A 26,132-nucleotide genomic window follows, 5' to 3' on the forward strand; every position below is an offset into this window, starting at 1 on the left:
CCTCTAGGCCACGCAGAACTCGTTGCCCTCGGGGTCCGTCATCACGACCCAGGCGCCGGCCGGTTCCGTCACCCGGCGCAGCACGCTCGCGCCGAGGGTCGTCAGGCGTTCCACCTCGGCCTCGCGGTGGTCCGGGCCCGGGTGCAGGTCCAGGTGGAGGCGGTTCTTGGTGGTTTTCGGCTCGGGTACGCGCTGGAAGAGGAGGCGGCGGCCCAGGCCTGTGCCGCGGTCCTTGTCGTAGGGGTCGTCGGGGTGGCGTACGGCCATCAGGTCGCGGAAGGCCGGGCGGCCGTGGAAGTCGACGGTCGCGGCTTCGGGCAACGCGCCCATTTTCAGGAGCTGTTGGACGAGGGTGCTGTTGTCCTCGGGCTCGTAGTGGAGCGCCGCGGCCCAGAAGTCCGCCTGGGCGTGCGGGTCGGCGCAGTCGACAACCAGTTTCCAGTGGATGGGTGTGGGTGTGGATGCGGGCGTCTGTGTCATGCCCTTCACTCTGGCATCGGTGCGGTGTGCCCGCGGGCTACGCCTCTACCGTGTCCGCTGTGTCCAATGGGTTCGGACTTCCGGCCGGGGGCGTCTCCTGTGGGATCGCCGCCGCCGCTGCCGCCGCCCTGCCCCTCCGCGCCGTACGCCACGCGTCCGTCGTCATGAGGACGAGGGCCAGCCATACGAGCCCGAAGCCCGCCCAGCGTGCGGGTGGCATCGACTCGTGGAAGTACAGGATGCCCAGCAGGAACTGGAACACCGGTGCCATGTACTGGAGCAGGCCCAGGGTCGACAGCGGTACCCGGATCGCCGCCGCGCCGAAGCAGACGAGGGGGAGGGCGGTGACGATGCCGGTCGAGGCGAGGAGGGTGGCGTGGCCGACGCCCTCCTGGGCGAAGGTCGCCTTGCCGTGCGCGCCGAGCCACAGCAGGTAGGCCAGTGCGGGCAGGAACTGGACCGCGGTCTCCGCGGCCAGTGACTCGATGCCGCCGAGGTTGACCTTCTTCTTCACCAGGCCGTACGTCGCGAAGGAGAAGGCGAGGGTGAGGGAGATCCAGGGCGGCTGGCCGTAGCCGACGGCCAGGACGATCACGGCGGCCAGGCCCACGCCGACCGCGGCCCACTGCGCCGGGCGCAGGCGTTCCTTCAGGAGCAGGACGCCCATCGCGATGGTGACGAGGGGGTTGATGAAGTAGCCGAGCGAGGCCTCGACGACGTGGCCGCTGTTCACGGCCCAGATGTAGACGCCCCAGTTCACGGTGATGAAGGCCGCGGCGATCGTGACGAGGCCCAACTTGCGGGGCTGGCGCAGGAGTTCACCGGCCCAGGCCCAGCGCCGGATCACGAGGAGGGCCACGGCGACGAAGGCCAGCGACCACACCATGCGGTGGGCGAGGATCTCGGCGGCGCCCGCGGGCTTGAGCAGCGGCCAGAACAGCGGGACCAGGCCCCACATGCCGTATGCCGCGAAGCCGTTCAGCAGTCCTATGTGGTGCTGGTCGCCCTTCGGCTTCCCGCTCGGCTTCCCGCTCACGGGCCCCTCCTTCGTACGCGCCCTGCCGCGTCGATGCGGCCAGCACGAAGGTAGCGCCGAGCGGGCCCGGCTGTCATGGCCGTATCGCCATACGGTCATGACAGGCGAGGGGGTGAGCGTCTGACATGCGGTCGCGTCCAGCCGATGCCGAGATGGATGGGCGCGCCCTGTGTCGGTCCGAGCCCCCGCCGCGTGTACGCCGGAGCCCTGGAACGGAGCCCCCAGATGACTGACGCCGCCCTTCCCTTCGAGGACACCGCCGACTTCGAGAACGCCGACCGGGGCTTCGTCGACGCCCTCGATCCGGGGGTCGTGACGGGGGCCGACGGCCGTGTCGTCTACGACAACGACGCCTACGCGTTCCTTCAGGGGGACTGCCCGGACACCGCGCATCCCAGCCTGTGGCGCCAGGGGCAGCTCTGCTCCCGGCAGGGCCTGTACGAGGTCAGGGAGGGGGTGTACCAGATCCGGGGCCTGGACCTGTCGAACATGACGCTCGTCGAGGGGGAGCGCGGGGTGATCGTCGTCGACCCGCTGCTGAGCGTGGAGACGGCCGCCGCCGGGCTCGCGCTGTACCGGCGCCATCGCGGCGACCGCCGGTCACCGGGCTCATCTACACGCACTCGCACGCCGACCACTTCGGCGGCTCCCGCGGCGTCCTGCCGCCCGGTACCGAGGAGGACGTCCCGATCCTCGCCCCGGCCGGGTTCCTGGAGCACGCGGTCAGCGAGAACGTCTACACCGGCAATGCCATGACCCGTCGCGCGATCTTCATGTACGGCGACCGGCTGCCGAAGTCGGCCGAGGGGCAGATCAGCGCCGGCCTCGGCATGACGACCTCGACTGGCCGACCTGGGGGCACGGCAACATCGTCCAATTCCTCGCCACACAACGGGACTTGTACGCCTACCTGCACGACCAGACCCTGCGCATGCTCAACGACGGTCTGACCGGGCCCGAGATCGCCGAGCGGCTGGAGCTGCCGCCCGCGCTGGCCAAGTCCTGGTACGCGCGCGGCTATTACGGCCCTCAGCCACAACGTCAAGGCGATCTACCGGCGTTGCCTCGGCTGGTTCGACGGCAACGGCGCCCACCTGTGGGAGCACCCGCCGGTCGAACTCGCCCAGCGGTACGTGGAGTTGGCGGGCGGCACGGACGAGGCCCTGCGCAAGGCGCGCGGTTACGTCGAGGCCGGTGACCCGCGGTTCGCGGCCACGCTTCTCAATCACCTCGTCTTCGCCGACCCGGCCCGCGCCGACGCCAAGGAACTCCTCGCGCAGGTCTACGAGTTGCTCGGCCACGGCGCCGAGAACGGCACCTGGCGCAACTTCTGTCTGACCTCCGCCATGGAACTGCGCCACGGCGTCAACCCCATCACCATCGACACCGGCGGTTCGGAGACGGTGATGTCGCTGACCACGGACATGCTGCTGGACTCCGTCGCCGTCCGCATCGACGGCCCCCGCGCCTGGGACGACGACCTCACCATCGACCTCGTCCTCACCGACGAGGACCGCCGCCACCGCCTCACCCTGCACAACGGCGCGCTCACCCACCGCACCCTGGACACCCCCAAGACCCGGGCCGCCCTGACCCTCACCCTCACGAAGCCCCAACTCCTGGGCGTCCTCGCGGGCAAGGGCCTCGACGGCGTCACGACCGAGGGCGACGCGTCCCTGCTGGCCCGCCTCTTCTCCCACGTCACGCGGCCCGACAAGGGGTTCCCGATCGTCACGCCGTGACGGCCGGGGGAAGAGGCCGTCCGGAGGCGGGTCAGCCCTTCAGCGCGACCGCGATCGCCTCGCTGATCGGCGTGGTCGGGCGGCCCGACAGGCGGGACAAGTCGCCGCTGGACACGACCAGTTGGCCCTGCGCGATGGACGCGTCGACCCCGGCGAAGATCGCGGCGAACGCCTCGGGCAGACCGGCGCCGGTGAGGATGCCGATCAGGGTCTCGCCGGGCACGTTGTTGTAGGCGATCTCCTTGCCGGTCTGCCGGCTCAGCTCGGCCGCGTACTCGGCGAAGCTCCACGCCTCGTCGCCGCCCAGTTCGTACGTCTGGTTCTCGTGGCCCTCGCCGGTCAGTACGGCGACGGCGGCAGCGGCGTAGTCGGCGCGCGAGGCGGAGGAGACCCGGCCGTCACCGGCGGCGGCCACGACGGCGTTGTGCTCCAGCACGGGGGCGAGGTTCTCGGTGTAGTTCTCGTTGTACCAACCGTTGCGGAGCAGGGCGTACGGCACTCCGGACGCCAGCAGCGCCTCCTCCGTGCCGCGGTGGTCGTCGGCCAGGGCGGCGGAGAGGGGGCCGGGGGCGCTGGTGTAGGCGAGGAGCGCGACACCGGCGGCCTTCGCGGCCTCGATGACGACCTTGTGCTGCCCGACGCGGCCCTTGTCGAACTCGTTGCCGGAGATCAGCAGCACCTTGTCGCCGGCGGCGAAGACGGTGTCGTAGGTCTCGGGGGCGTTGTAGTCCGCGACGACGATCTTCACGCCGCGCTCGGCGAAGTCGGCGGCCTTCTCCGGCGTCCGTACGACAGCGGTGATCCGGTCGGCCGGGACCTTCTCCAGCAACTGCTCCACGACGTGACGGCCGAGGTGTCCGGTGGCTCCGGTGACGACGATGCTCATGGTGACGACTCCTTGTAGGGGTGCGGCGTGGTGCGGTGTGACGCGCTGCGGTGCGTGCCGCTAACCCTAGGGGAGGCGCTAACTCGTGGAAAGTACCCACTTTGAAGTAAGGTACCGGCATGGCAGTAAGTGCAGAGGTGGCCGGCGGCAGTCGCGCGGTGGGCGAGGCGATGTGCCCGCACCGCCTGATCATGGAACACGTCACGTCCCGCTGGGGCGTCCTGGTCCTCATCGAACTCCTCGACCGCCCCTACCGCTTCAGCGAACTCCGCCGGGCGATCGGAGAGGTACGGCAGGTCAGCGAGAAGATGCTGGCCCAGACCCTGCAGACGCTGGAGCGTGACGGCTTGGTCCATCGCGACGCGCAGCCGGTGATTCCGCCGCGCGTCGACTACTCCCTGACCGACCTCGGCCGCGAGGCGGCGGAACAGGTACGGGGGCTGGCGCTGTGGGCCACGGATCGGATGGGGCGGGTGCTGGAGGCGCGGGAGGCGTACGACACGGCGAAGGAGCGAGCCGGTACCGCTGGGGCGCGCTAGTCCTGCCCTGTGCGCGACGCGTCCTTCCGTACGCCCCCTTTCCGCCTGGCGCGCCGCGTTCGGGGGCGGGGCAGGGTGGTGGGCATGGCTGCGTCACAACAGGAGCAGCTAGTAGGGGAGTTGGCCCGGCAGCTCGGCCGTACAGCGGAGGAACTGCACAGGGCGAACCAGATACTGAGCACCTTGGACGGTGTCTCGGAGGGCAAGCGGCGGCAGCTGGTCTTCGCCAACAGGCAGTACGCGTTGATGTTCAGTCAGGGGACTCCTGCCCCGACCTCTTCGAGGTGGCCGACGGCAACTTCGCGGTCATCGGAACCGACCGCACCGAAGAACTCGACGCCCTGCTGCCCGCCGACACCGCCCGCGCCGACTACGAGCGCATCGTCGTCATCACTCGCGACACCCTGCTCCGTGCCAAGCGGGACATTCCCGACGCCTGATCAGCACAGTGACGGAAGGGCCGGGGTGCGAGAACCGCACCCCGGCCCTTCCGCGTGAGCGGAACCGTCAGCCCACAACAGTCCAGGTATCCCCGCCCGCCAGCAGCGCGGCCAGGTCACCCTTCCCGTTCTGCACGATCGCTGTGTCGAGCTGGTCGGCCATCTGTGTGTCGTAGACGGGGCGTTCCACGGACCGGAGTACGCCGATCGGGGTGTGGTGCAGGGTGTCCGGGTCGGCCAGGCGGGAGAGGGCGAAGGCGGTGGTGGGGGAGGTCGCGTGGGCGTCGTGGACCAGGATCTGGGACTCGTTGTCCGGGGTCACGTCGACCACCTTCAGGTCGCCCGTGGCCGGATCGCGGACCACACCCCGCGCACCCTCCGCGCCGAACCGGATCGGCTGCCCGTGTTCCAGGCGGATCACCGCCTCCTCGGCCTGCTGGCGGTCCTTCAGCGCGTCGAAGGCGCCGTCGTTGAAGATGTTGCAGTTCTGGTAGATCTCGACGAGCGCCGTGCCGGGGTGGGCCGCCGCCTCACGGAGGACCTGGGTGAGGTGTTTGCGGTCCGAGTCGATCGTGCGGGCCACGAAGGACGCCTCCGCGCCGATCGCCAGCGACACCGGGTTGAAGGGGGCGTCCAGGGAGCCCATCGGCGTCGACTTGGTGATCTTGCCTACCTCGGAGGTCGGCGAGTACTGGCCCTTCGTCAGGCCGTAGATCCGGTTGTTGAAGAGGAGGATCTTCAGGTTGACGTTGCGGCGCAGGGCGTGGATCAGGTGGTTGCCGCCGATGGAGAGGGCGTCGCCGTCACCCGTGACCACCCACACCGACAGGTCCCGCCTGGAGGACGCCAGGCCCGTCGCGATCGCAGGGGCTCGGCCGTGGATCGAGTGCATGCCGTACGTGTTCATGTAGTACGGGAAGCGGGAGGAGCAGCCGATGCCGGAGACGAAGACGATGTTCTCCTTCGCGAGGCCCAGTTCCGGCATGAAACCCTGCACCGCCGCGAGGATCGCGTAGTCACCGCAGCCGGGGCACCAGCGCACTTCCTGATCGGACTTGAAGTCCTTCATGGACTGCACTGCCTCGGCCTTGGGGACGAGTGAAAGTGCCTCGATCGTGCCCGTGCCTTCCGTGGACGTCTCAGCCATCGATGGCCTCCTTGAGAGCCGTGGCGAGCTGCTCAGCCTTGAACGGCATGCCGTTCACCTGGTTGTACGAGTGCGCGTCCACCAGGTACTTCGCCCGCACCAGCATGGCGAGCTGACCGAGGTTCATCTCGGGGATCACCACCCGGTCGTAGCGCTTCAGGACCGCGCCGAGGTTGCGGGGGAAGGGGTTGAGGTGGCGGAGGTGGGCCTGGGCGATGGACTCGCCGGATGCCCGCAGGCGTCGTACCGCCGCCGTGATCGGGCCGAACGTCGAGCCCCAGCCGAGGACCAGCGTCCGCGCCCCGTGCGGGTCGTCGACGTCCAGATCCGGTACGTCGATGCCGTCGATCTTGGCCTGGCGGGTGCGGACCATGAAGTCGTGGTTGGCGGGGTCGTAGGAGATGTTGCCCGTGCCGTCCTGCTTCTCGATGCCGCCGATGCGGTGTTCCAGGCCGGGCGTGCCGGGAATGGCCCACGGGCGGGCGAGGGTCTGCGGGTCGCGTTTGTAGGGCCAGAAGACCTCGGTGCCGTCGTCCAGGGTGTGGTTCGGGCCCTGAGCGAACTGGACGGTGAGGTCCGGGAGTTCGTCGATGTCGGGGATGCGCCAGGGCTCGCTGCCGTTGGCGAGGTAGCCGTCCGAGAGGAGCATCACCGGGGTGCGGTAGGTGAGCGCGATGCGCGCGGCCTCGATCGCCGCGTCGAAGCAGTCGGCCGGTGTGCAGGGGGCGACGATCGGGACCGGCGCCTCGCCGTTGCGGCCGAACATCGCCTGGAGCAGGTCGGCCTGTTCGGTCTTGGTGGGGAGGCCGGTGGAGGGGCCGCCGCGCTGGATGTCCAGGACGAGGAGGGGGAGTTCCATGGAGACCGCGAGGCCGATGGTCTCCGACTTCAGGGCCACGCCCGGGCCCGACGTGGTGGTGACCGCGAGGGAACCCCCGAAGGCCGCCCCGAGCGCCGCGCCGATGCCCGCGATCTCGTCCTCGGCCTGGAAGGTCCGTACACCGAAGTTCTTGTGCCGGCTCAGCTCGTGCAGGATGTCCGAGGCCGGGGTGATCGGGTACGAGCCCAGGAAGAGGGGCAGGTCCGCCTGTCGGGACGCGGCGACCAAGCCGTAGGACAGGGCCAGGTTCCCGGAGATGTTGCGGTAGGTGCCGGTCGGGAACGCGGTGGTGGCCGGGGCGACCTCGTAGGAGACCGCGAAGTCCTCCGTCGTCTCGCCGAAGTTCCAACCCGCCCTGAACGCTGCGATGTTGGCCGCCGCGATCTCGGGTTTCTTGGCGAACTTCGACTTCAGGAACTTCTCGGTGCCCTCGGTCGGCCGGTGGTACATCCACGACAGCAGGCCCAGCGCGAACATGTTCTTGCTGCGCTCGGCCTCCTTGCGGGTCAGGCCGAAGTCCTTCAACGCCTCGACGGTGAGGGCCGTGAGGGGCACGGGGTGCAGGCTGTAGCCGTCCAGCGACCCGTCGTCGAGGGGCGAGGCGGCGTAACCCACCTTCTGCAGCGCGCGTTTGGTGAACTCGTCCGTGTTGACGATGATCTCCGCACCGCGCGGCACATCGGCGATGTTCGCTTTCAGGGCGGCCGGATTCATCGCGACCAGCACGTTGGGCGCGTCGCCCGGGGTCAGGATGTCGTGGTCGGCGAAATGCAGCTGGAACGACGAAACCCCCGGCAGGGTGCCTGCGGGGGCGCGGATCTCGGCCGGGAAGTTCGGCAGTGTGGAGAGGTCGTTCCCGAAGGACGCCGTCTCCGAGGTGAAGCGGTCGCCGGTGAGCTGCATCCCGTCACCCGAGTCACCGGCGAACCGGATGATCACCCGGTCCAGGCGGTGGACGTCCTTCACCCCCGCCGGTTTGCGTTGTTCCCCTACCAACGTGCTGTCGGCTCCGTCGGCCTGCTCCGCTGGGCTACTGACCTGGCTGGTCACTGAACTGGACCTCCTCTTCGAGGACGCTGTCCGGGCATGGTCGTCACGCCGACCCTCCCAGGATCAACCCTACGTCTGTAAGGGTCGCCTTCCTTCGGCCGCTCGCATGATGGACGCTGTTTTGAGACGGCCTGACGCCCTGACTTGTCATGATTTCTCCCCCCCCCCGACACTTCCCTCGGAGACGCTCCCGTTGTGTTGACTGGTTCTCGGACCTGGCTGTCCGGCCCTCGGCCCCGGCTGACAGGCGACTGACGGCGGTGAACAACCGCCGGTCGGCGGCCGGACAGCTGACACGGTGTCAGTTTGGCAGGATTCTGTCAGGAGTTGAGGTAGGTGAGGACGGCCAGAACACGTCGGTGATCCCCGTCACTCGGCGACAGCCCCAGCTTCAGGAAGATGTTGCTGACGTGCTTCTCGACCGCGCCGTCGCTCACCACGAGCTGCCGGGCTATCGCGGAGTTCGTCCGCCCCTCGGCCATCAGCCCCAGCACCTCGCGCTCCCGCGGGGTGAGTCCCGCGAGCACGTCCTGCTTACGGCTGCGCCCGAGCAACTGCGCGACCACCTCCGGGTCGAGCGCCGTACCCCCCGAGGCCACGCGCACCACCGCGTCCACGAACTCCCGCACCTCGGCCACCCGGTCCTTCAGCAGATAGCCGACGCCGTGCGTGGAACCGGCCAGCAGTTCGGTGGCGTAGCGCTCCTCCACGTACTGCGACAACACCAGCACGCCGAGGCCGGGATGCGCCTTGCGCAACTCCACGGCCGCCCGCACTCCCTCGTCGGTGTGCGTCGGCGGCATCCGTACGTCGGCCACGACCACGTCCGGCAGCGCGCCCTGCTCGGCCAGCTCGGTGATGGTCTTCACCAGCGCGTCCCCGTCGCCCACCCCGGCCACCACGTCGTGCCCGCGGTCGGTCAGCAACCGGGTCAGGCCCTCCCTGAGCAGCACTGAATCCTCGGCGATGACCACCCGCACCCTGTCCTCCACGATGTTCGGCCCCCCATTGCCCGCCCTGCCGGCCCGCGTCGGTCCGCGTCCGTCCATACGACAGGTCCAGCATTCCAGGGTTCGCGACCCGGTGCGGGCGAGGGGATGGAATCGGGGGTCAGGGGGTGCTGGAGGCTGGGGGTAAATCTAACCGCTGTTGGGTGCGTTGAGTGGTTAGAACGAACCCCAGCCTGTGGAGGGTGGAGGGTGGAGGGTGGAGGGTGGAGGGTGGAGGGTGGAGGGTGAGGGGGAGGGGGAGGGTGGTGGGGGCGGAGGAGTCCGGCCCCTCCGATACTCCCCGCCCCTCAACCCCGCCAGGGCAGCTCCGCCGTGATCCGGGTGGGCCCACCCACCGGCGAGTCCACCACCAGAATTCCGTCCACGGCATCGAGTCGCCCGGCGAGACCAGCGAGCCCGGAGCCGCCGGAGGCATCCGCTCCGCCCACCCCGTTGTCCACGACCTGAAGCATCAGCCGGTTCTCCACCCGCCACACGTCCACCGCGGCCCAGGTCGCCTTCGCGTGCTTGCTGATGTTCTGCAGCAGCTCGGAGACGGTGAAGTACGCGATCCCCTCGATGGCGGCGGCCGGCCGCGCGGGCAGATCCACGTCCACCTGCACCGGCACCGTGCACCGCGAGGCCACGGAGGACAGGGCGGCGTCCAGCCCCCGGTCGGTCAGCACCGCCGGATGGATCCCGCGCGCCAGATCCCGCAGCTCCTGCAACGCCGTCTTGACCTCGCCGTGCGCCTCGCCGACCATCCGCGCCGCCGCCTGCGGGTCCTCCGTCAGCTTCTCCTTCGCCAGCCCCAGATCCATGGCCAGGGCCACGAGCCGAGCCTGCGCCCCGTCGTGCAGGTCGCGCTCGATCCGCCGTAGATCCGCCGCCGCCGTGTCGACCACGACACCCCGGTCCGACTCCAGCTCCACGACCCGGGTGGCCAGCGTCGACGGGCCGAGCAGCCCGTGCACCATGACCCGGTCCACCATCGTCAGTGCCCGCACGATCCACGGCGTGGCCAGCGTGAACAGCAGTCCGACCAGCGCGGTCACGGTGATCTCGAAGGGGTTGTCCAGATAGATCCGGTGGTGCTCGTCGCCGTAGAGCTGAAGGCCGCCCCCACCGCCGTACATCGGGAAGACCCAGAACCACAGCGGGTACGTCAGGAGGGCCCAGCCGTACGTCCAGAAGCTGAGGCCGACGACGAAGGAGAAGACCGCCCACGGGAGGTGCAGCAGGGCGTACAGCAGATGGCGCCAGGACGCGCCGCTCTTGAGGACCGCGCCCATCCAGGCCATCGGGCCGTTCTTCTTCATGCGCAGCGGCTCGGGGGAGGCGACGTCCAGGTCGAGCAGCCGGCGCGCCCGCGCCCGCTCCAACGCGCCGAAGCCGCGGCAGCCGGCCAGGGCGCCCGCGAGGACCGGCACGCCGAGGAAGGTGATCAGCAGGCCCGCGCCCAGCGACACCATCGTGACGGCGTAGGTGAAGAGCAGGATGCTGATCGGCAGGCTCAGCAGCACATAGCCGAACTCCCGCCAGCTGCGCGCCTCGAAGGGTGCGCGCAGCACGGTCGGCACCCGGTGCCGCCGCTGACGCCGCTCGTCGAGGCCGAACGTGCCGTGCGTTCCGTACCCCTGCCCGTACTCCGTGGCCATTGACGTCGTCCCGTTCTACTCGTTGTCCGCAGCCGTGCCGGCCGTGCTGTCGTATCTCCAGACTGCTCGACCGCAGGTCCGTGGACCATGGAGTCCGTCGGCCTCCCGGGAGGGGGGTTTTCCCTACCCCCGGCCCGGTTCGGCGGTCCGGTCACGCTCGCGCCACGGCAGCTCCGCCGTGACGGTCGTAGGACCGCCCGGCGGGGAGTCGAGGACGAACAGGCCGTCGACCGCGCCGAGTCGGTCGGCGAGGCCGCGCATGCCGGTGCCGCCGTCCAGGTTCGCGCCGCCGCGGCCGTCGTCCCAGACCTGGATGAGCAGGCGGTCCTCCGACCGCCACACGTCCACCGACGCCGAACGGGCGCCGCTGTGCTTGCTGATGTTCTGCAGCAGCTCGGAGACGGTGAAGTACGCGATGCCCTCGATGGCCGCGGCCGGGCGCGCGCCGATGTCGGCGGTCACCTTCACCGGCACCGTGCAGCGAGAGGCGACGGAGGAGAGGGCGGCGTCGAGCCCGCGGTCGGTGAGGACGGCGGGATGGATCCCGCGCGCGAGGTCCCGCAGCTCCTGGAGCGCCAGCTTCACCTCGCCGTGCGCCTCGTCGACCATCGCGGCGACCTGTTCGTCGGCCCGGCCCTCCAGCAACTTCTCCTTGGCCAGCCCCAGGCCCATCGCCAGATTGACCAGCCGGGCCTGCGCCCCGTCGTGCAGGTCGCGCTCGATCCGCCGCAGATCCGCCGCCGCCGTGTCGACCACGACACCCCGGTCGGACTCCAACTCGGCGATACGGCGCTCCAGTTCGTCGGAGGGGGAGAGGAGGCCGCGCACCATCGCCCGGTCCGCGTTCGCCAGCCCGCGCGCGATGAACGGCAGCACCGGCCACAGCACGAACAGCGAGGTCAGCGTGACGGTGAAGGTGACGATGCCCCACGGCAGCCGCATCCCGTCGTACAGCACCGTCCGCCAGCCGACCGGGTCCTTCAGCGCCATCCACACCCGTTGCAGCAGCCCGCCGCCCTTGCGCCACGGCAACGGGCTCGGCTCGTCGATCCGCACCCCGAGCAGCCGCCGGGCCCGGCCCCGCTCGAACTTCCCGATCAGCCGCGCGCCCATCAACCCCAGCGCGAGCAGCGGGAACCCGACCACGGTGACGGTCAGCCCGCCGCTGATGGCCAGCATCGTCACCACATAGACGAAGCCGAACACCGACACCGGCAGATTCGTCAGGAGATGCGCGATCTCCTTCCAGGTGTGTCGGTCGTAGGCGAAGCGGGCCGGCGGCAGCGGCTCGTCGAGCTCGCCGCCGGGTGCCGCCGGGTCGGCGTAGGGGATGCGTACGGTCATATGGGCCAGCGTGCCCCGCGACGCGCTCCAGCGCCATGAGGTCCGCCGCCCGGGTCTGCTGGGGAAAACCCCACCATCGCGTCCGTCCCGTCATTCCGAGCGGATCTCAAGCCGTGACGGGCTGCTTACCGTGCCTTTAACAGGGCCTAGACTCCCGTGCGTACAGATCGTCGAACACAGAGTTCACATGGGTCACGGGGGCACCGGGTCACCGGAGCGGGCCGTGGGCAAGCCCGTGCCGAGGAGGAGGGGTCGGACTTGCGGGAGATGTTGCCGGGGACCTTGCGGGAGCCGACCGCGGTCGTCGCGGCGGACTCGGCGGACTACTTCCGGTCCTACTCCGTCGTGGGACTGCTCGCCGTCGTCGGTGTCCTCTTCGTCGCCGTGGCCTTCGGCGCCGGCCGCCTGCTGCGCCCGGTCGTCCCCACCCCCGAGAAACTCATGACCTACGAGTGCGGCGTCGACCCCGTCGGCGAGGGCTGGGCCCACACCCAAGTCCGGTACTACGTCTACGCGTTCCTGTACGTCATCTTCGCCGTCGACTCGATCTTCCTCTTCCCCTGGGCGACGGTCTTCGCCGCGCCGGGCTACGGCGCGACCACCCTCGTCGAGATGTTCATCTTCCTGGGCTTCCTGACCGTGGGCCTGCTGTACGCATACAAGAAGGGCGTCCTGGCATGGACGTGACCCCCGAGCCCGTGATGCTGCCGGAGCCGAAACGCCTGGGCACCCTCGCCCGCCTCGCCCCCGAACCCATGAAGGTGGTCCTCAACTGGGGGCGCCGCTACTCCCTCTGGGTCTTCAACTTCGGCCTCGCCTGCTGCGCCATCGAGTTCATCGCCGCGTCCATGGCCCGCCACGACTTCATCCGCCTCGGCGTGATCCCCTTCGCACCGGGCCCGCGCCAGGCGGACCTGATGGTCGTCTCCGGCACGGTCACGGACAAGATGGCCCCCGCCGTGAAACGCCTCTACGAGCAGATGCCCGAGCCCAAATACGTCATCTCCTTCGGCGCGTGCAGCAACTGCGGCGGCCCGTACTGGGACTCCTACTCGGTCACCAAGGGCGTCGACCAGATCATCCCGGTCGACGTCTACGTCCCCGGCTGCCCGCCCCGCCCCGAGGCCCTCCTCCAGGGCATCCTCAAACTCCAGGAGAAGATCGCCCGGGAATCGCTGGGAGAGCGGTACGGGGTGGCCGGGGGCCGGGCTTCCACGGCGGCGCTGCAGAGCGGGCTGGTGACGGCTCCGGTGTCGCAGTCGGTGGTTGATGGGGGTTCTGCGGGTAAGGGTGCGGGTGCGGGGGCGGACTCGCCGGGTGCGGGTGCGGGTGCGGACTTGCCGGGTGCGGATGCGGGTGCCGGTCCGTCCTCCGACTCGGGCTCGTCCTCGGGCTCGGGCTCGGGCACCGACTCCGGCCCGTCCTCCGGCTCCGGCTTGGGCTCCAACTCCGGCTCGGGGGACGCCCGATGACCGCCGTCGGTTGGCTGCCCGCACCGGTCGAGGAACTGTTCGGCACGGAGGCCACGGCCGAGGAGTCCTACGACCTCCTCACGGTCGACGTACCCCCCACCGCCTGGCTCGCCGCCCTGCGCACCGCCCGCGACGGCCTGGGCTGCACCTACTTCGACTGGCTGAGCGCGGTCGACGAACCAGGCACCGGCTTCCACGTCTCCGCCCACGTCGTGGCACTGGCACCCGTACGCCGACTCCTCGTCCGTACGACCGTCCCGCACGAGACCCCGGCACTTCCCACCGCCGTCGACGTCTACGCGGGCGCCGCCTGGCACGAACGCGAGACCCACGAAATGTTCGGCGTCGACTTCGAGGGCCACCCGGCACTGGACCACCTCCTCCTCCCGGAAACCTTCGAAGGCCACCCCCTCCGCAAGGACTTCGTCCTCGCGGCCCGAGTCGCCAAGGCCTGGCCCGGAGCGAAGGAACCCGGCGAGTCCGACCACGGCGGCCCGAAACGCCGCCAGATGCTCCCGCCGGGCGTCCCCGACCCGAACGAGTGGGGCCCGTTGAAGGGCCAGCTTCCGGCAGCTCCGGCGCGACCTGCGCGGGGGGCGGGGCGGGCTGCGGGGGAGCGTCCGGTGCGTCCGGCGGGTGACCGTCCTGTACGTGCGGCGGGTGACCGTCCGGTGCGTGGAGCGGGTGACCGTACGACAGGTGCGGCGGGTGAGTCTCCGGCCCGCGCGGCCGGTGACGGTCCAGCACGTGCGGCGGCCGGCGATCGCCCTGTGCGGCGGGCTCGTTCGGCTTCGGAGGGGTCGGTGAGTCAGGGGGCGCCGGCTGGGGGTGCGGTGCCCCCGACTGGGGGTGCGGTGCCTTCGGAGGAGAGTGCGGGGTCGTCGGCGGGAAGTGCGGCGCCGTCTGCTTCGGGTGCGGTGTCATCGGCTGGGTCGGCAGGGGCGCCCGCCGGGAGTGAGGCCTCGCCGGTTGGGGGCGCAGCGCCGGCGAGTGAGGGTGCGGTGCCGTCGACAGAGGGGCAGGCTCAGTCGGCCGAGGGTGTTCGTGACCCTGCGGTACCGCCTGCTGGACCGCGCCGGGCGCGCAGCGCGAGCGAGGGTTCGGCATCGCAACAGGCGCCGGCGCCTGAACCTGTGGCGGCACCGGAATCGGCACCTGCGGCAGAACCGTCACAGGGACCGGCATCAACGCGAGAGGGCAGCACTGCCCAGCCCTCCGCCGCTCCCCGCAGCACGGACGCCCCGTGGCACAACGCCCGCCCAGCCTTCGAGGAGCCCGAGCCCGACTCGGACACAACTGCAGCTGACGCGGAAGCAGTTGAACGGCCCGATTCACCCCCCACCCCCGAAGACCCAACGCCCGAACCCCCCAAGCCCGACGACCCCCCAACTCCCGACACCCCCACAGGAGGCCCGCAGTGAACGACGTGCTCGACGTCGCCCTGCGACTCCTGATCGTCTTCGTCGTCTTCCTCACCTTCCCCCTGATCGTCGGCCAGACCGAGCACAAGGTGATGGCCCACATGCAGGGCCGCCTCGGCCCGATGTATGCCGGCGGCTTCCACGGCTGGGCCCAACTCGTCGCGGACGGCGTCAAGTTCGCCCAGAAGGAAGACATCGTCCCGGCGGGCGCGGACCGCCGTATCTTCCAACTCGCCCCCGCCGTAGCCCTCCTCCCGTACCTCCTCGTCCTCCTCGCCATCCCCATCGGCCCGAGCGAGGGCGCCGTCGGCCAGGTACTGGACGCGGGCATCTTCTTCGTCCTCGCGGTGATGGGCGTGAGCGTCCTCGGCTCGCTCATGGCCGGCTGGGCCTCCGCCAACAAGTTCTCCCTCCTCGGCGGCCTCCGCACCGCCGCACAACTCCTCGCCTACGAACTCCCCATGCTGCTCACCGCCGCCTCCGTGGCGATGGCAGCCGGCACGGTCTCCCTCCCCGGCATCCTCGACGCCTTCCACTGGTGGTGGCTGCCCTGGCAGATCGTCGGCGCGATCGTGTTCTTCATCGCCGGCCTGGCCGAACTCCAGCGGCCCCCCTTCGACATGCCCGTCGCCGACTCCGAGATCATCTTCGGCGCCTACACCGAATACACCGGTCTCCGCTTCGCCCTCTTCCTCCTCGCCGAGTACGCCGGAATCGTCGTCCTGTGCGGCCTGACCACCGTCCTCTTCCTGGGCGGCTGGCACGGCCCCTGGGGCGCGGACGGCCTCGGCTGGGTCTGGACCCTGCTGAAGGCCGGGCTCCTCGCGTTCGTCGTCATCTGGCTCCGCGTCACGTATCCCCGCCTGCGCGAGGACCAGCTCCAGAAGCTCTCCTGGACCCTGCTCGTCCCCCTCTCCCTCGCTCAGATCGCCCTCACCGGCATCGTGAAGGTGGTGTTCCTCTGATGGCCCCGATCCCCGGCTCCGGTCTCGCCAAGGGCCTGGCCGTCACCCTCCGCACGATGACGAAGAAGACCGTCACCGAGCAGTACCCGGACACCCAGCCCGACCTCCCGCCCCGCACCCGCGGAGTCATCGGCCTGTTCGAGGAGAACTGCACGGTCTGCATGCTCTGCGCCCGTGAGTGCCCCGACTGGTGCATCTACATCGACTCCCACAAGGAGACGGTCCCGGCGGCGGCCCCCGGTGGCCGTGAGCGCAGCCGCAACGTCCTCGACCGCTTCGCCATCGACTTCTCCCTGTGCATGTACTGCGGTATCTGCATCGAGGTCTGCCCTTTCGACGCGCTGTTCTGGTCCCCGGAGTTCGAGTACGCCGAGACCGACATCCACGAACTCACCCACGAACGCGACAAGCTCCGCGAGTGGATGTGGACCGTCCCGGCCCCACCCGCCCTCGACCCCAACGCCGAGGAACCCAAGGAGATCGCCGCCGCCCACAAGACCGCCGAGAAGCTGGCGGCAGCACAGGCAGCACAGGCAGCACAGGCCGCTCAGTCGACTCAGGGAGCACAGGCCGCGGAAGCCGCAGCGACCACGGAGATCATGCAGACTCCGGGGACCGCAGCGCCCGCAGGGACCGCGCAGACCAAGCCCGCAGAGACCGCTCAGGCCACGGAAGCCGCAGGGTCCGTGAAGGCCACGCAGGCCGTAGAGGTCACCGAGACTGCGCAGCCCAAGCCTGCAGAGGCCTCGCGGGTTGCGGAAACCGCAGGGCCCGCAGCCGCCACGCCAGCCACCGACGTCACCGGGGCCGAGCAGGCCAGGCCCGCAGAGGCCACCGAGACCGCGAAGCCCGACCCCGCAGAAGTCACCGAAGCCGCGCCGACCACCCCCACCGAAGCCGCGAAGCCCAACCCCACCGATCCGCCGGAGGGCCAGTCGTGACCCTCGCCGAAACCGTCGCCGTCACTGTCAACGCCACGGCACCCCTCGCCGCCCCCCACACCCACGGCTTCCTCTCCCCGACCGGCGTCGAGATCGCCTTCCTCCTCGTCGGCCTGGTCACCTTCGGCGCCGCCCTCGTCACCGTCACCACCAAGCAGCTGGTGCACGCCGCCCTGTGGCTCGTGGTGACCCTCGGGGGTCTCGCCGTCGAATACCTCCTCCTCACCGCCGAGTTCATCGCCTGGGTGCAGGTCCTCATCTACGTCGGTTCCGTCGTCGTCCTCCTTCTCTTCGGTCTGATGCTCACCAAGGCCCCCATCGGCCGCTCCCCGGACGCGGACTCCGGCAACCGCTGGGCCGCCCTCGCCGTGGCCGTCGCCGCCGCGGCGGCCCTGCTCTGGGTCGTCGTCGACGCCTTCCGCGCGACCTGGATGGACCTGGACGGTCCGGCCGCCGGCTCGACCGCGGTGACCGGCGCGAGCCTGTTCCAGAACTGGGTCCTCCCCTTCGAGGCCCTCTCCGTCCTTCTCCTCGCGGCCCTGGTCGGCGCGATCGTCCTGTCCCGCAAGACGAAGTCGGAGCTGAGCTCTCCCCCTCTGAACTCCCGGGGTGCGACCGGTAGTTCCCCATCCGCCCCGGATTCCCGTAATCACACGTTCAGGCGAAATAGCCGGTCTCAAGGCAACGATCCGACCCCGCGGGACAACCGGACCGAGCGGAACGACCCGACCGAGCAGAGCCAGACCACGCAGAACGACGCAACCGAGCAGAACGACGGAACCGCGCAGAGCGACGCAACCGAGCAGAACAACCTCACCGAGCAGAAGGGAGCCAGCTGATGCACCTGGTCTATCCCGCCGTGCTCGCCGCCCTCCTCTTCTGCACCGGCATCTACGGCGTCCTCGCCCGCCGCAACGCGATCCTCGTCCTCATGTCGGTCGAGCTGATGCTCAACGCCGTCAACCTGAACCTGGTCGCCTTCGACGTCTGGCTCAGCAGGACCGCCGAGGAGAAGCTGCACTCCGGCCAGGCCCTGACCCTGTTCACCATCGCCATCGCCGCCGCGGAGATCGGCATCGGCCTGGCGATCGTCCTCGCCGTCTACCGGGGCCGCGGCACCTCGGACATCGACAAACTCCGCGACACCGCCGAGGGCCACGAATCCGACGGCCCCGACGAATCCGACGGCCCGGACGGATTCAGCGGCCCCGACGGCCTCGGCGGCTCCGACGGCCCCGACAGCACCGGCGGGTCCAACCCCAGCGGCTCGGACAGCAACCGCACCGAGCCCCCCGCGGCCGAGAAGGCTGAGGCCACCGCGTGACCACGACCACCCTCGCCGTCCTCGTTCCCCTCCTCCCCATCCTGGGCGCCGCGGCCGGCCTGCTCCTGGGCCGCACCGCCCCCGGCTTCGTCCGCCCGCTCGCCGTCCTGCCGTCGCTCGCCGCGCTCGCGCTGGCCGCGGTCGTCGCCGTACGGCAGGGCGGCGACGCGGCCATCGACTCCGCCACCGAACTCACGCCCACCGGCTCGGTCCCCGTCGAACTCGCCCTGCACATCGACGGCTTCGCCGCCCTCGTAGCCGTACTCGTAGCCTTCGTCGCCACCTGTGTGCAGATCTACTCGACGGGCTACCTGCGCGACGACCCGCGCTACCCCTCGTACGCCGCGCTCGTCTCCCTCTTCACCTCCGCGATGCTCCTCGTCGTCTACTCCGGCGACCTGATCGTGCTGCTGGTCGGCTGGGAAGTCATGGGCATCTGCTCCTACTTCCTCGTCGGCCACTACTGGGAGACCCCGGAGGCCCGCGCCGCCTCCATCAAGGCCTTCCTCGTCACCAAGCTCGGCGATGTCCCCTTCCTGATCGGCCTGTTCGCGCTCGCCACCGACGCCGGGTCCTTCCGCATCACCAAGATCCTCAGCACCGTCGCGAACGGCGGGCTGCACCACCCGACGCTGATCGCCCTGCTGCTCCTGGCCGGCGTGGCGGGCAAGTCGGCGCAGTTCCCGCTGCACACCTGGCTCCCCGACGCGATGGCGGGCCCGACCCCCGTCTCCGCGCTGATCCACGCCGCGACGATGGTCGCCGCCGGTGTCTACTTCGTTGCCCGTCTCCTCCCGGTCTTCGAGGCATCCTCGGCCGCGATGGTCGTCCTCGCCGTCATGGCCGCCGTGACGATGGCCGGCTCGGGTCTCGCCGCGCTCGCCCAGGACGACATCAAGCGCGTCCTCGCCTACTCGACGATCGGCCAACTCGGCTACATGACCGGCGCCCTCGCCGTCGGCGACCGCGGTGCAGCCGTCTTCCACCTCCTGTCCCACGGCGCCTTCAAGGCGCTGCTCTTCCTCGCGGCCGGCGTGATCATCCACGCCTCCGGCACCAACTCGCTCGCCGCCATGTCCCGCATGGGCAACCTGCGCGCCCGCGTCCCCGACGCCTTCTGGACGATGACCGTGGCGCTCCTCGCGCTCGCCGCGATCCCGCCCTTCAGCGGCTTCTTCTCCAAGGAGTCCGTCCTCGGCGCCGCCGAACACGCGGCCTCCGGAGACACCGCGCACATCCCCGGCATCGCGGGCTGGATCGTCCTCGTCGCCGGCCTCCTCGCCGCCTTCCTCACCGCCGCGTACGCGACGCGCCTGTGGCTGCTCGCCTTCCACGGACGGGGAGTTGAGGCTCCCGACCACGGCAGGCAGCCCGTGGCGATGAACGCCGTGCTGTGGGTGCTCGCCGTCCCGTCCCTCGCCCTCGGCGGACTCGCCTACCGCGTGCTCCCCGACTGGTTCGACGGCCGCGACCTGACCCCCACGCTCACCACCTCGGTGCTGGGCACGGGTGTCGCCCTCGTCGGCGGCATCGTCACCTACGGCGCCTGGCGGCACACCACCGCGCTCGCGGCCCGCACACCGCTGGGCGCGGTCGCGGCCCACCCGGAGGGCGACGCCGGACTCGTCGAGGCCGAGGCCATCGCGAGCCACACGCCCGCCTACGGAGACGTGGCCTCGGCACCCGACCCGGCGGACCCGGGCCGGCTCCTGCTCGGCCCGCTGCACCGCCACGCGGCCTCCGGATTCCACCTGGACGCCGTCTACGCGGCCCTGTTCGTCCGCCCGGTGATGGCCGCGGCGAGTCTCGTCCGGTTCCTCGACCGCGAGGTCGTCGACACCTACGTACGCGGCGCGGGCACCCTGCCCCGCCTGCTAGGAGCCGCCGTCAGGCGCGCCCAGACCGGCAATATGCAGACCTATGTGAGCGCGCTGCTCGCCGGCACCGTCGTCCTGACGGTCGCCGTCCTCCTCGTCGCCACGGGAGCGTGAGCAGGCGTGATCGATATCAACGAGTCCGTGATGCAGGTCCTTCTGGCGTTCATCGTCGTCGGCCCGCTCCTCGGCGCCGTCACCGCCCTGCTCCCCGCCCCGCCCGGGCTGAAGGGGAAGTCGCCCGACCAGGCCGTACTACGGCACGGCGTGACCGTGACCGGCGTGATCCTCATCGCCGCGATCGTCCTCGCGCTCGGCTTCGACCACGACCATCCCTCGAAGATGCAGGCCACGACCGACATCAGCTGGATCCCCGCACTCGACGTGCGCATCCACCTCGGCATCGACGGCATCTCCCTCCCTCTCCTGCTCCTGACCGCGCTGCTGACCTTCCTCTGCGCGCTCTACTCCTACTTCAAGATGCCTGCGGGCCCGTCCCCGAAGGCATTCGTCGCCCTGATCCTCGTCCTGGAGTCCGGCACCCTCGCCACCTTCGCCGTCCTCGACCTGATCCTGTTCTTCCTCGCCTTCGAGACCGTCCTGATCCCGATGTACTTCCTCATCGCCCGCTGGGGCGGTGCCCAACGGACCCAGGCCGCCTGGAAGTTCATCCTCTTCACACTGCTCGGCTCCGTCGTCATGCTGCTCGGCCTGCTCCTGATCGGAATCAAGGCGGGCACATTCGACATGGTGGCACTCGCCACTGACAACGGCCGGTCGCTGACCACATCCGTGCAGGTCATCGCCGTTCTGGCGATCGGGATCGGACTCGCGGTCAAGACCCCGATGTGGCCCCTGCACAGCTGGCTGCCCGACGCCCACACCGCCGCCCCGACCGTCGGCTCGGTCCTGCTGGCCGGCGTGCTGCTCAAGATGGGCACGTACGGGTTCGTCCGCATCCTGCTGCCGATCGCCCCCGACGGCATGCACACCTTCGCGCCCTACCTCGCCGCCTTCGCCGTCGTCGGCATCATCTACGGCTCCCTGGCCTGCCTCGCCCTCGCGAAACAGGGCGCGAAGGGCGACCTCAAGCGCCTCATCGCGTACTCCTCCGTCGGCCACATGGGCTTCGTCCTGCTCGGCATCTCGACGATGACCCCGACCGGCGTGAACGGCGCGCTCTTCGCCAACATCGCCCACGGCCTCATCACCGGCCTCCTGTTCTTCCTCGTCGGCGCCCTCAAGGACCGCACGGGCACGACCGACTTGGACACCCTGGCCGAGGAGACCGGCGCCGCCCTCTACGGCAAGGCACCCCGCCTCGGTGGCCTGCTCGCGTTCGCCGCAGTCGCCTCGCTCGGACTGCCCGGACTCGCCGGATTCTGGGGCGAGATGCTCGCGCTGTTCGGCGCGTTCAAGCCCGCCGCCGACCTCAGCCGCCCGGCGTTCCTCACCTTCATGGCGATCGCGGCCTTCGGCACCCTGCTGACCGCCGCCTACATGCTCGCCGTGGTCCGCCGCGTCTGCATGGGCGCAGTGGCGCAGGAAGCGCCGAAGCTCGCCGACGTCCAGACGTACGAGTTCGCCGCCTGGACCCCGCTCGTCGCCCTCACCGTCGCCGCCGGCCTGTGGCCGAAGGCACTCCTCGGCCTGACCGACCCGGCCGTGCAGCAGCTCCTCTCAGGAGGCACCCGATGAGCGCCCTGGCGCAGCCTCTCGCGGAGTCGATGGTCCAGTCCGTCGACTGGCTCGCGATCGCACCGCCCACCATCACGGCGGTCGTCGGCCTGGTGGTCCTCGTCGCCGACTTGTTCCTCCAGGAGGCTCGAAAAGCCCTCCTCGGCTGGGCATCGGTCGCGGGCCTGGCCGCCTCCGCGCTGATGCTGCTGCCCCTCCTGGACGGCGACCGCGCCACCTTCTGCCTCACCGGCGACGCGACCGCCTGCAGTTACACGGCGGACCGCTTCACCCTGGTCATCCAGCTCCTGGTCCTCGGCGGCGCCCTATTGGCTGCCCTCCTGTCGATCACCACCCTGAAGGACGCCGACAAGGGACTCCCCGAAGGGGAGTACTGGTTCCTGCTGCTGTCCTCCGCCGCGGGCGCCGCCCTCCTGCCCGCCTCCCGCGACCTCGCGACCCTGATCGTCGCCCTGGAGGTCGCCTCCCTGCCCGCCTTCGCTCTCGTCGGCATCCGGCACGGCGACAGGAAGTCCGCCGAAGCGGCCCTCAAGTTCTTCCTGTCCTCGGTCACCGCGACCGCGGTCAGCCTGATGGGTGTCAGCTTCGTCTACGCCACCACGGGCACCCTGTACCTCACCCGGATCGCCGACCGCATCCAGCACGTGGACGGCCAGTTCCACACCCTCGCCCAGACCGGCGTCGCCCTCACCCTCATCGGCTTCGCCTTCAAGACGGCCGCCGTCCCCTTCCACTTCTGGGTACCCGACACCTACGTAGGAGCGCCCCTCCCGATCGCCGCCTACTTGTCGGTCGTCGGCAAGGCGGTCGGCTTCTCCGGCCTGATCCTCGTCACGGTCGTCGCTTTCCCGTCGTACGCCGACGTGTGGGGCCCGGTACTCGCCGCCCTGGCCGCCCTCACCATGACGGTCGGCAATCTGGGAGCCCTGCGCCAACAGACCACGCGCGCGTATAGCGCGGTACGGCTGCTCGCCTGGTCCTCCGTCGGCCAGGCCGGCTACCTCCTGGTGCCGATCGCCGCCGCCGCGTACTCCAAGGACGCCCAGAAGTCGATCGGCTCCACCGTCGCCTACGCCCTCATGTACGCGGCCGTGAACCTCGGCGCCTTCGCGGTGGCCGCACTGGTGGGCCGTAGCAGAGCCCTCAACCGCATCAGCGACTATCGCGGCCTGTACGCGTCGAACCCGCTCGCAGCACTGCTCCTGGCCTTCTTCCTGCTGTGCCTCGCCGGGCTGCCGCCGGGTGTCATCGGGCTCTTCGCCAAGGTGACCGTGTTCTCGGCGGCCGTCGACGCGGGCCTGGGCTGGCTCGCGGTCGTCATGGCCGTCAACGTGGTGATCGCGCTCTTCTACTACCTCCAGTGGACGGCCCTCCTGTTCCGCGCCCCCGAGGGCGAGCACGCCAAGCACCGCGTCCCCGCGCCCCTCACCGCCGCGCTCGCCCTCACCGGCGCCCTCGGAATCGCCCTCTCCGGAGCACCCCAACTGGTCCTGCGCTTCGCCGGTACCGGACTCTTCTGAGCCACCGGCACATACCACCGTCCTCACCCGGACGGCCCACCCCCGGCGTCGTACGCACAAGGGAACTAGAGCCCCCCGCCTGGCGTTGACCAGTACGGGAGGGTCCACTGGACGTGACACCACGACACCGGTGGCATCAGAGATCAGCAAGCAAAGGGTTCCCCTGCTGCACGATTTGGAGGGCGTACCGTGCACCGCCGGCACAACGGGCTCAGGACCGCAGTTCTCCTCGGGGGACTGTCCGCACTCATCATCGTCATCGGCAGCTTCTTCGGCCGCACGGGCCTCGTCGTAGCGGTCGTGATCGCGCTGGGCACGAACGCGTACGCGTACTGGAACAGCGACAAACTGGCGCTACGCGCGATGCGCGCCCGCCCGGTGAGCGAGTTCGAGGCCCCGGCCCTGTACCGGATGGTCCGCGACCTCTCCACCCAGGCCCGCCAGCCCATGCCGCGCCTGTACATCTCGCCCACGGAGGCCCCCAACGCCTTCGCGACGGGCCGCAACCCGCGCAACGCCGCTGTGTGCTGCACGGAAGGCATCCTGCGCATCCTGGACGAGCGCGAGCTGCGTGGAGTCATCGGCCACGAACTCAGCCATGTCTACAACCGCGACATCCTGATCTCATCGGTCGCCGGCGCCCTCGCCTCGGTGATCATGTTCCTGGTCAACTTCGCCTGGCTGATCCCGATCGGCCGCTCGAACGACGACGACGGCCCCGGCATCCTGGGCATGCTGATGATCATGATCCTGGGTCCCCTCGCGGCCAGCCTCATCCAGTTGGCCATCAGCCGCTCCAGGGAGTACGAGGCGGACGCGTCCGGCGCCCAGCTCACCGGAGACCCCCTCGCCCTCGCGAGCGCGCTGCGCAAGCTCGACGCCGGCACCAAGCAGCTTCCGCTGCCCCCGGAGCCCCGCATCGAGACCGCGAGCCACATGATGATCGCGAACCCCTTCCGCCCGGGCCAGGGACTCTCCAAGATGTTCTCGACACATCCGCCGATGGCGGAGCGCATCGCCCGGCTAGAGAAGATGGCAGGTCGCCCTCAGTGAAAACCATCCTGAACGTCATCTGGCTCGTCCTGAGCGGCTTCTGGCTGTTCCTCGGGTACCTGCTCGCCGGCGCGCTGCTGTGCATCACGATCATCGGCATCCCGTTCGGCATCGCCGCCTTCCGTATCGGCGTCTACGCCTTGTGGCCCTTCGGGTACACGACGGTCGAGCGCCGGGACGCGGGCGCCCCCTCCTGCGTCGGCAACGTCCTGTGGCTGGTCCTCGCGGGCTGGTGGCTGGCCCTCGCGCACATCGTCACCGGCATCGCCATGTGCATCACGATCATCGGCATCCCGTTCGGCATCGCCAACTTCAAGCTGATCCCGGTCTCGCTGTTCCCCCTGGGCCGCGAAATCGTGCCCACGGACCAGCCGTTCACCACCCGCTGACGGCGGGCAGCGGTGGGGGCGCCCAAGTACGTCCTGCTGTCGTACGACGAAGGCGCCGAGTCCACCGGCGAGCACGGCTACGAGGAGACCTGGGCCCTGTACCAGGACGCAGCCGACCTCTTCGCCGACCCGCCCCCACCCGCGCGCGGGACGTACGAACTGCTCGGCTGCGCACCCGAGGGCGACCTGCGAACAGCCCTCGCACGCGCGCGTACCGGCGGTTCGGCACCGCTCGGCCCGCTCACCCTGGAGACCCTCGACAAGACCGGCGGGGGAGAGGGCGAGTGGCGGCTGGAGGACGTGCGCGTTGTAGCCGACCGTCCCTGCGCGCGTGACCTGTCGTTGAGGGACGTCACCGTCGAGGGCAGGCAGTCCGACGACAACCCCTACGACTATCCGCAGTGCCCGCCCCTGTCCCCGGGCTACCGGGTACTGGGCGCGGACGGCGAACCATGGAGCGGTTACCGGGACCTGGCCCACGTCCAGGAGGACCGGCCCGAACAACTGGAGCCTCCTCTACGCCTGTTGGGCTGCTCCCCGCGCGGTGCGCTGCGGGCGGCACTGGACAGCGGGGAAGAGGACCTGGGCCACGTCAAGGCGGTGCGCATCGACACGTCCGGTCGGCCCGTGCAGCCCGCCGCCGAGGGCGAGTTACGGGCCTGGATCCCGTCCGCACGCGGCCCAAGCCTGGTCGACCTCACCCTCGACCCATGGTCGGAACGGCCCCCGCTCGCGGCCCGGGAGGTGTGGGACCTGTGGGGCGAGGGCCGCCCCTCCGAGCCCAACCGCTGGGCCGATTGCGACGCCGAAGGCCGCCGATCCTGGCTCGACACCGCCCTGACGAACCACGCCCACACCACCCCGGACCGTCCGCCGGGCACCACCTACCACCTCGACGGCAGTCACATCACCGACGCACCCGGCTTCTTCTGCGCCCTGGGCGAGGCGGTGAACGGCCCCGCCGGATACTTCGGTGGGGGCCTGGACGCTCTGAACGACTGCCTGCGCGGCAGTTGGGGAGCCACCCCGCCCTTCACCCTCGTCTGGCACGATGCCGCTGTGGCCCGCACCTGCCTCGGCGCCACCTCGCACACGGGCCGACGCCCGCCGACGTTCGAGGAGTTGCTCGGGTTCCTCGCCGAACGGCACGTCGACGTCCGCCTGGCCTGACCGCTCGTCACCGAACCACACCCGCAGCCGGGGCGTACGACCAGCGGTTTTCCACAACCGCAGGGTTGTCCCCAGGCCGGCCCGATTGTCAGTGGTGCGCGGCACTATGAAGCC

22 protein-coding genes and 2 pseudogenes are annotated in these 26,132 nt (G+C 70.2%); 16 read left to right on the forward strand and 8 right to left on the reverse strand.

What is annotated here, in order from left to right; genetic code table 11:
- Positions 1-3 precede the first annotated feature (3 nt).
- Positions 4-480, reverse strand: a complete 477-nt coding sequence (locus OG407_RS30290; protein WP_405862809.1) for a VOC family protein — start codon at positions 478-480, stop codon at positions 4-6.
- A gap of 37 nt (positions 481-517) precedes the next feature.
- The gene (gene rarD, locus OG407_RS30295; RefSeq protein ID WP_405862810.1) at positions 518-1,516 is read right to left on the reverse strand and encodes an EamA family transporter RarD; all 999 of its coding nucleotides are present in this window, start codon (positions 1,514-1,516) and stop codon (positions 518-520) included.
- Between the two features lie 225 nt (positions 1,517-1,741).
- On the opposite strand from rarD, the pseudogene OG407_RS30300 reads away from it, so the two are divergent.
- Positions 1,742-3,258: pseudogene (locus tag OG407_RS30300) on the forward strand (alkyl/aryl-sulfatase).
- 31 nt (positions 3,259-3,289) lie between these two features.
- Here OG407_RS30300 and OG407_RS30305 read toward each other — a convergent pair.
- Complete coding sequence (locus OG407_RS30305) at positions 3,290-4,144, reverse strand: SDR family oxidoreductase (protein WP_405862811.1); 855 nt, start codon at positions 4,142-4,144, stop codon at positions 3,290-3,292.
- Positions 4,145-4,263: 119 nt separating this feature from the next.
- On the opposite strand from OG407_RS30305, the gene OG407_RS30310 reads away from it, so the two are divergent.
- Positions 4,264-4,683, forward strand: coding sequence for a winged helix-turn-helix transcriptional regulator (locus tag OG407_RS30310; protein ID WP_405862812.1), 420 nt, complete (start codon positions 4,264-4,266; stop codon positions 4,681-4,683).
- A 284-nt stretch (positions 4,684-4,967) separates the two neighbouring features.
- The gene (locus tag OG407_RS30315) at positions 4,968-5,123 is read left to right on the forward strand and encodes a hypothetical protein (protein ID WP_405862813.1); all 156 of its coding nucleotides are present in this window, start codon (positions 4,968-4,970) and stop codon (positions 5,121-5,123) included.
- A 67-nt stretch (positions 5,124-5,190) separates the two neighbouring features.
- Here OG407_RS30315 and OG407_RS30320 read toward each other — a convergent pair whose 3' ends face one another.
- The 5 genes from OG407_RS30320 to OG407_RS30340 all read right to left on the reverse strand — a co-directional run bounded on the left by OG407_RS30320 (position 5,191) and on the right by OG407_RS30340 (position 12,191).
- Positions 5,191-6,270, reverse strand: a complete 1,080-nt coding sequence (locus OG407_RS30320) for a 2-oxoacid:ferredoxin oxidoreductase subunit beta (protein WP_405862814.1) — start codon at positions 6,268-6,270, stop codon at positions 5,191-5,193.
- Positions 6,263-8,200: a 2-oxoacid:acceptor oxidoreductase subunit alpha gene (locus tag OG407_RS30325; protein WP_405862815.1), complete on the reverse strand. Its 1,938-nt coding sequence runs from the start codon at positions 8,198-8,200 to the stop codon at positions 6,263-6,265. The genes OG407_RS30320 and OG407_RS30325 overlap by 8 nt, the downstream gene beginning before the upstream one ends.
- 320 nt (positions 8,201-8,520) lie before the next feature.
- Positions 8,521-9,180 (reverse strand): response regulator transcription factor, encoded by a 660-nt coding sequence (locus OG407_RS30330; RefSeq protein WP_328686389.1) that lies wholly within the window; start codon positions 9,178-9,180, stop codon positions 8,521-8,523.
- Between the two features lie 317 nt (positions 9,181-9,497).
- A complete protein-coding gene (locus tag OG407_RS30335) occupies positions 9,498-10,847 on the reverse strand; it encodes a sensor histidine kinase (RefSeq protein WP_405862816.1) in 1,350 nt (449 codons plus the stop codon).
- Positions 10,848-10,970: 123 nt separating this feature from the next.
- Entirely contained in the window at positions 10,971-12,191 is a 1,221-nt protein-coding gene (locus OG407_RS30340) for a sensor histidine kinase (RefSeq protein ID WP_405862817.1), read from the reverse strand.
- A gap of 267 nt (positions 12,192-12,458) precedes the next feature.
- Here OG407_RS30340 and OG407_RS30345 point away from each other — a divergent pair, with 267 nt between their 5' ends.
- The 13 genes and pseudogenes from OG407_RS30345 (at position 12,459) to OG407_RS30405 (ending at position 26,018) form a co-directional block, all read left to right on the forward strand.
- A complete protein-coding gene (locus OG407_RS30345; RefSeq protein WP_405868689.1) occupies positions 12,459-12,878 on the forward strand; it encodes an NADH-quinone oxidoreductase subunit A in 420 nt (139 codons plus the stop codon).
- Complete coding sequence (locus OG407_RS30350; RefSeq protein ID WP_405862818.1) at positions 12,869-13,663, forward strand: NADH-quinone oxidoreductase subunit B; 795 nt, start codon at positions 12,869-12,871, stop codon at positions 13,661-13,663. The genes OG407_RS30345 and OG407_RS30350 overlap by 10 nt, the downstream gene beginning before the upstream one ends.
- Positions 13,660-15,084 (forward strand): NADH-quinone oxidoreductase subunit C, encoded by a 1,425-nt coding sequence (locus tag OG407_RS30355; protein WP_405862819.1) that lies wholly within the window; start codon positions 13,660-13,662, stop codon positions 15,082-15,084. The genes OG407_RS30350 and OG407_RS30355 overlap by 4 nt, the downstream gene beginning before the upstream one ends.
- Positions 15,081-16,049 (forward strand): NADH-quinone oxidoreductase subunit H, encoded by a 969-nt coding sequence (locus OG407_RS30360; RefSeq protein WP_405862820.1) that lies wholly within the window; start codon positions 15,081-15,083, stop codon positions 16,047-16,049. The genes OG407_RS30355 and OG407_RS30360 overlap by 4 nt, the downstream gene beginning before the upstream one ends.
- Positions 16,049-16,603: pseudogene (locus tag OG407_RS30365) on the forward strand (NuoI/complex I 23 kDa subunit family protein); the annotation flags it as partial. The gene OG407_RS30360 and the pseudogene OG407_RS30365, both read left to right, overlap by 1 nt.
- A gap of 383 nt (positions 16,604-16,986) precedes the next feature.
- On the forward strand, positions 16,987-17,829 hold the full coding sequence (locus tag OG407_RS30370; RefSeq protein ID WP_405862821.1) for an NADH-quinone oxidoreductase subunit J: 843 nt from the start codon (positions 16,987-16,989) through the stop codon (positions 17,827-17,829).
- Positions 17,829-18,314, forward strand: coding sequence for an NADH-quinone oxidoreductase subunit NuoK (gene nuoK / locus OG407_RS30375; protein WP_405862822.1), 486 nt, complete (start codon positions 17,829-17,831; stop codon positions 18,312-18,314). Before OG407_RS30370 ends, nuoK begins: the two co-directional genes overlap by 1 nt.
- Positions 18,311-20,305 carry an NADH-quinone oxidoreductase subunit L gene (locus OG407_RS30380; protein ID WP_405862823.1) on the forward strand — a complete coding sequence of 665 codons (1,995 nt, stop codon included), beginning with the start codon at positions 18,311-18,313 and terminating at the stop codon, positions 20,303-20,305. Before nuoK ends, OG407_RS30380 begins: the two co-directional genes overlap by 4 nt.
- A gap of 6 nt (positions 20,306-20,311) precedes the next feature.
- On the forward strand, positions 20,312-21,886 hold the full coding sequence (locus OG407_RS30385; protein WP_405862824.1) for an NADH-quinone oxidoreductase subunit M: 1,575 nt from the start codon (positions 20,312-20,314) through the stop codon (positions 21,884-21,886).
- Positions 21,883-23,406 (forward strand): NADH-quinone oxidoreductase subunit N, encoded by a 1,524-nt coding sequence (locus OG407_RS30390; RefSeq protein WP_405862825.1) that lies wholly within the window; start codon positions 21,883-21,885, stop codon positions 23,404-23,406. The genes OG407_RS30385 and OG407_RS30390 overlap by 4 nt, the downstream gene beginning before the upstream one ends.
- 189 nt (positions 23,407-23,595) lie before the next feature.
- Positions 23,596-24,459, forward strand: a complete 864-nt coding sequence (htpX, locus tag OG407_RS30395) for a zinc metalloprotease HtpX (protein WP_043682714.1) — start codon at positions 23,596-23,598, stop codon at positions 24,457-24,459.
- On the forward strand, positions 24,456-24,848 hold the full coding sequence (locus OG407_RS30400) for a YccF domain-containing protein (protein WP_405862826.1): 393 nt from the start codon (positions 24,456-24,458) through the stop codon (positions 24,846-24,848). The genes htpX and OG407_RS30400 overlap by 4 nt, the downstream gene beginning before the upstream one ends.
- 12 nt (positions 24,849-24,860) lie before the next feature.
- Positions 24,861-26,018 carry a barstar family protein gene (locus tag OG407_RS30405; RefSeq protein WP_405862827.1) on the forward strand — a complete coding sequence of 386 codons (1,158 nt, stop codon included), beginning with the start codon at positions 24,861-24,863 and terminating at the stop codon, positions 26,016-26,018.
- Positions 26,019-26,132: the final 114 nt, after the last annotated feature.

It is taken from the genome of Streptomyces sp. NBC_01515 (assembly GCF_045040345.1).
GTDB lineage: Bacteria > Actinomycetota > Actinomycetes > Streptomycetales > Streptomycetaceae > Streptomyces.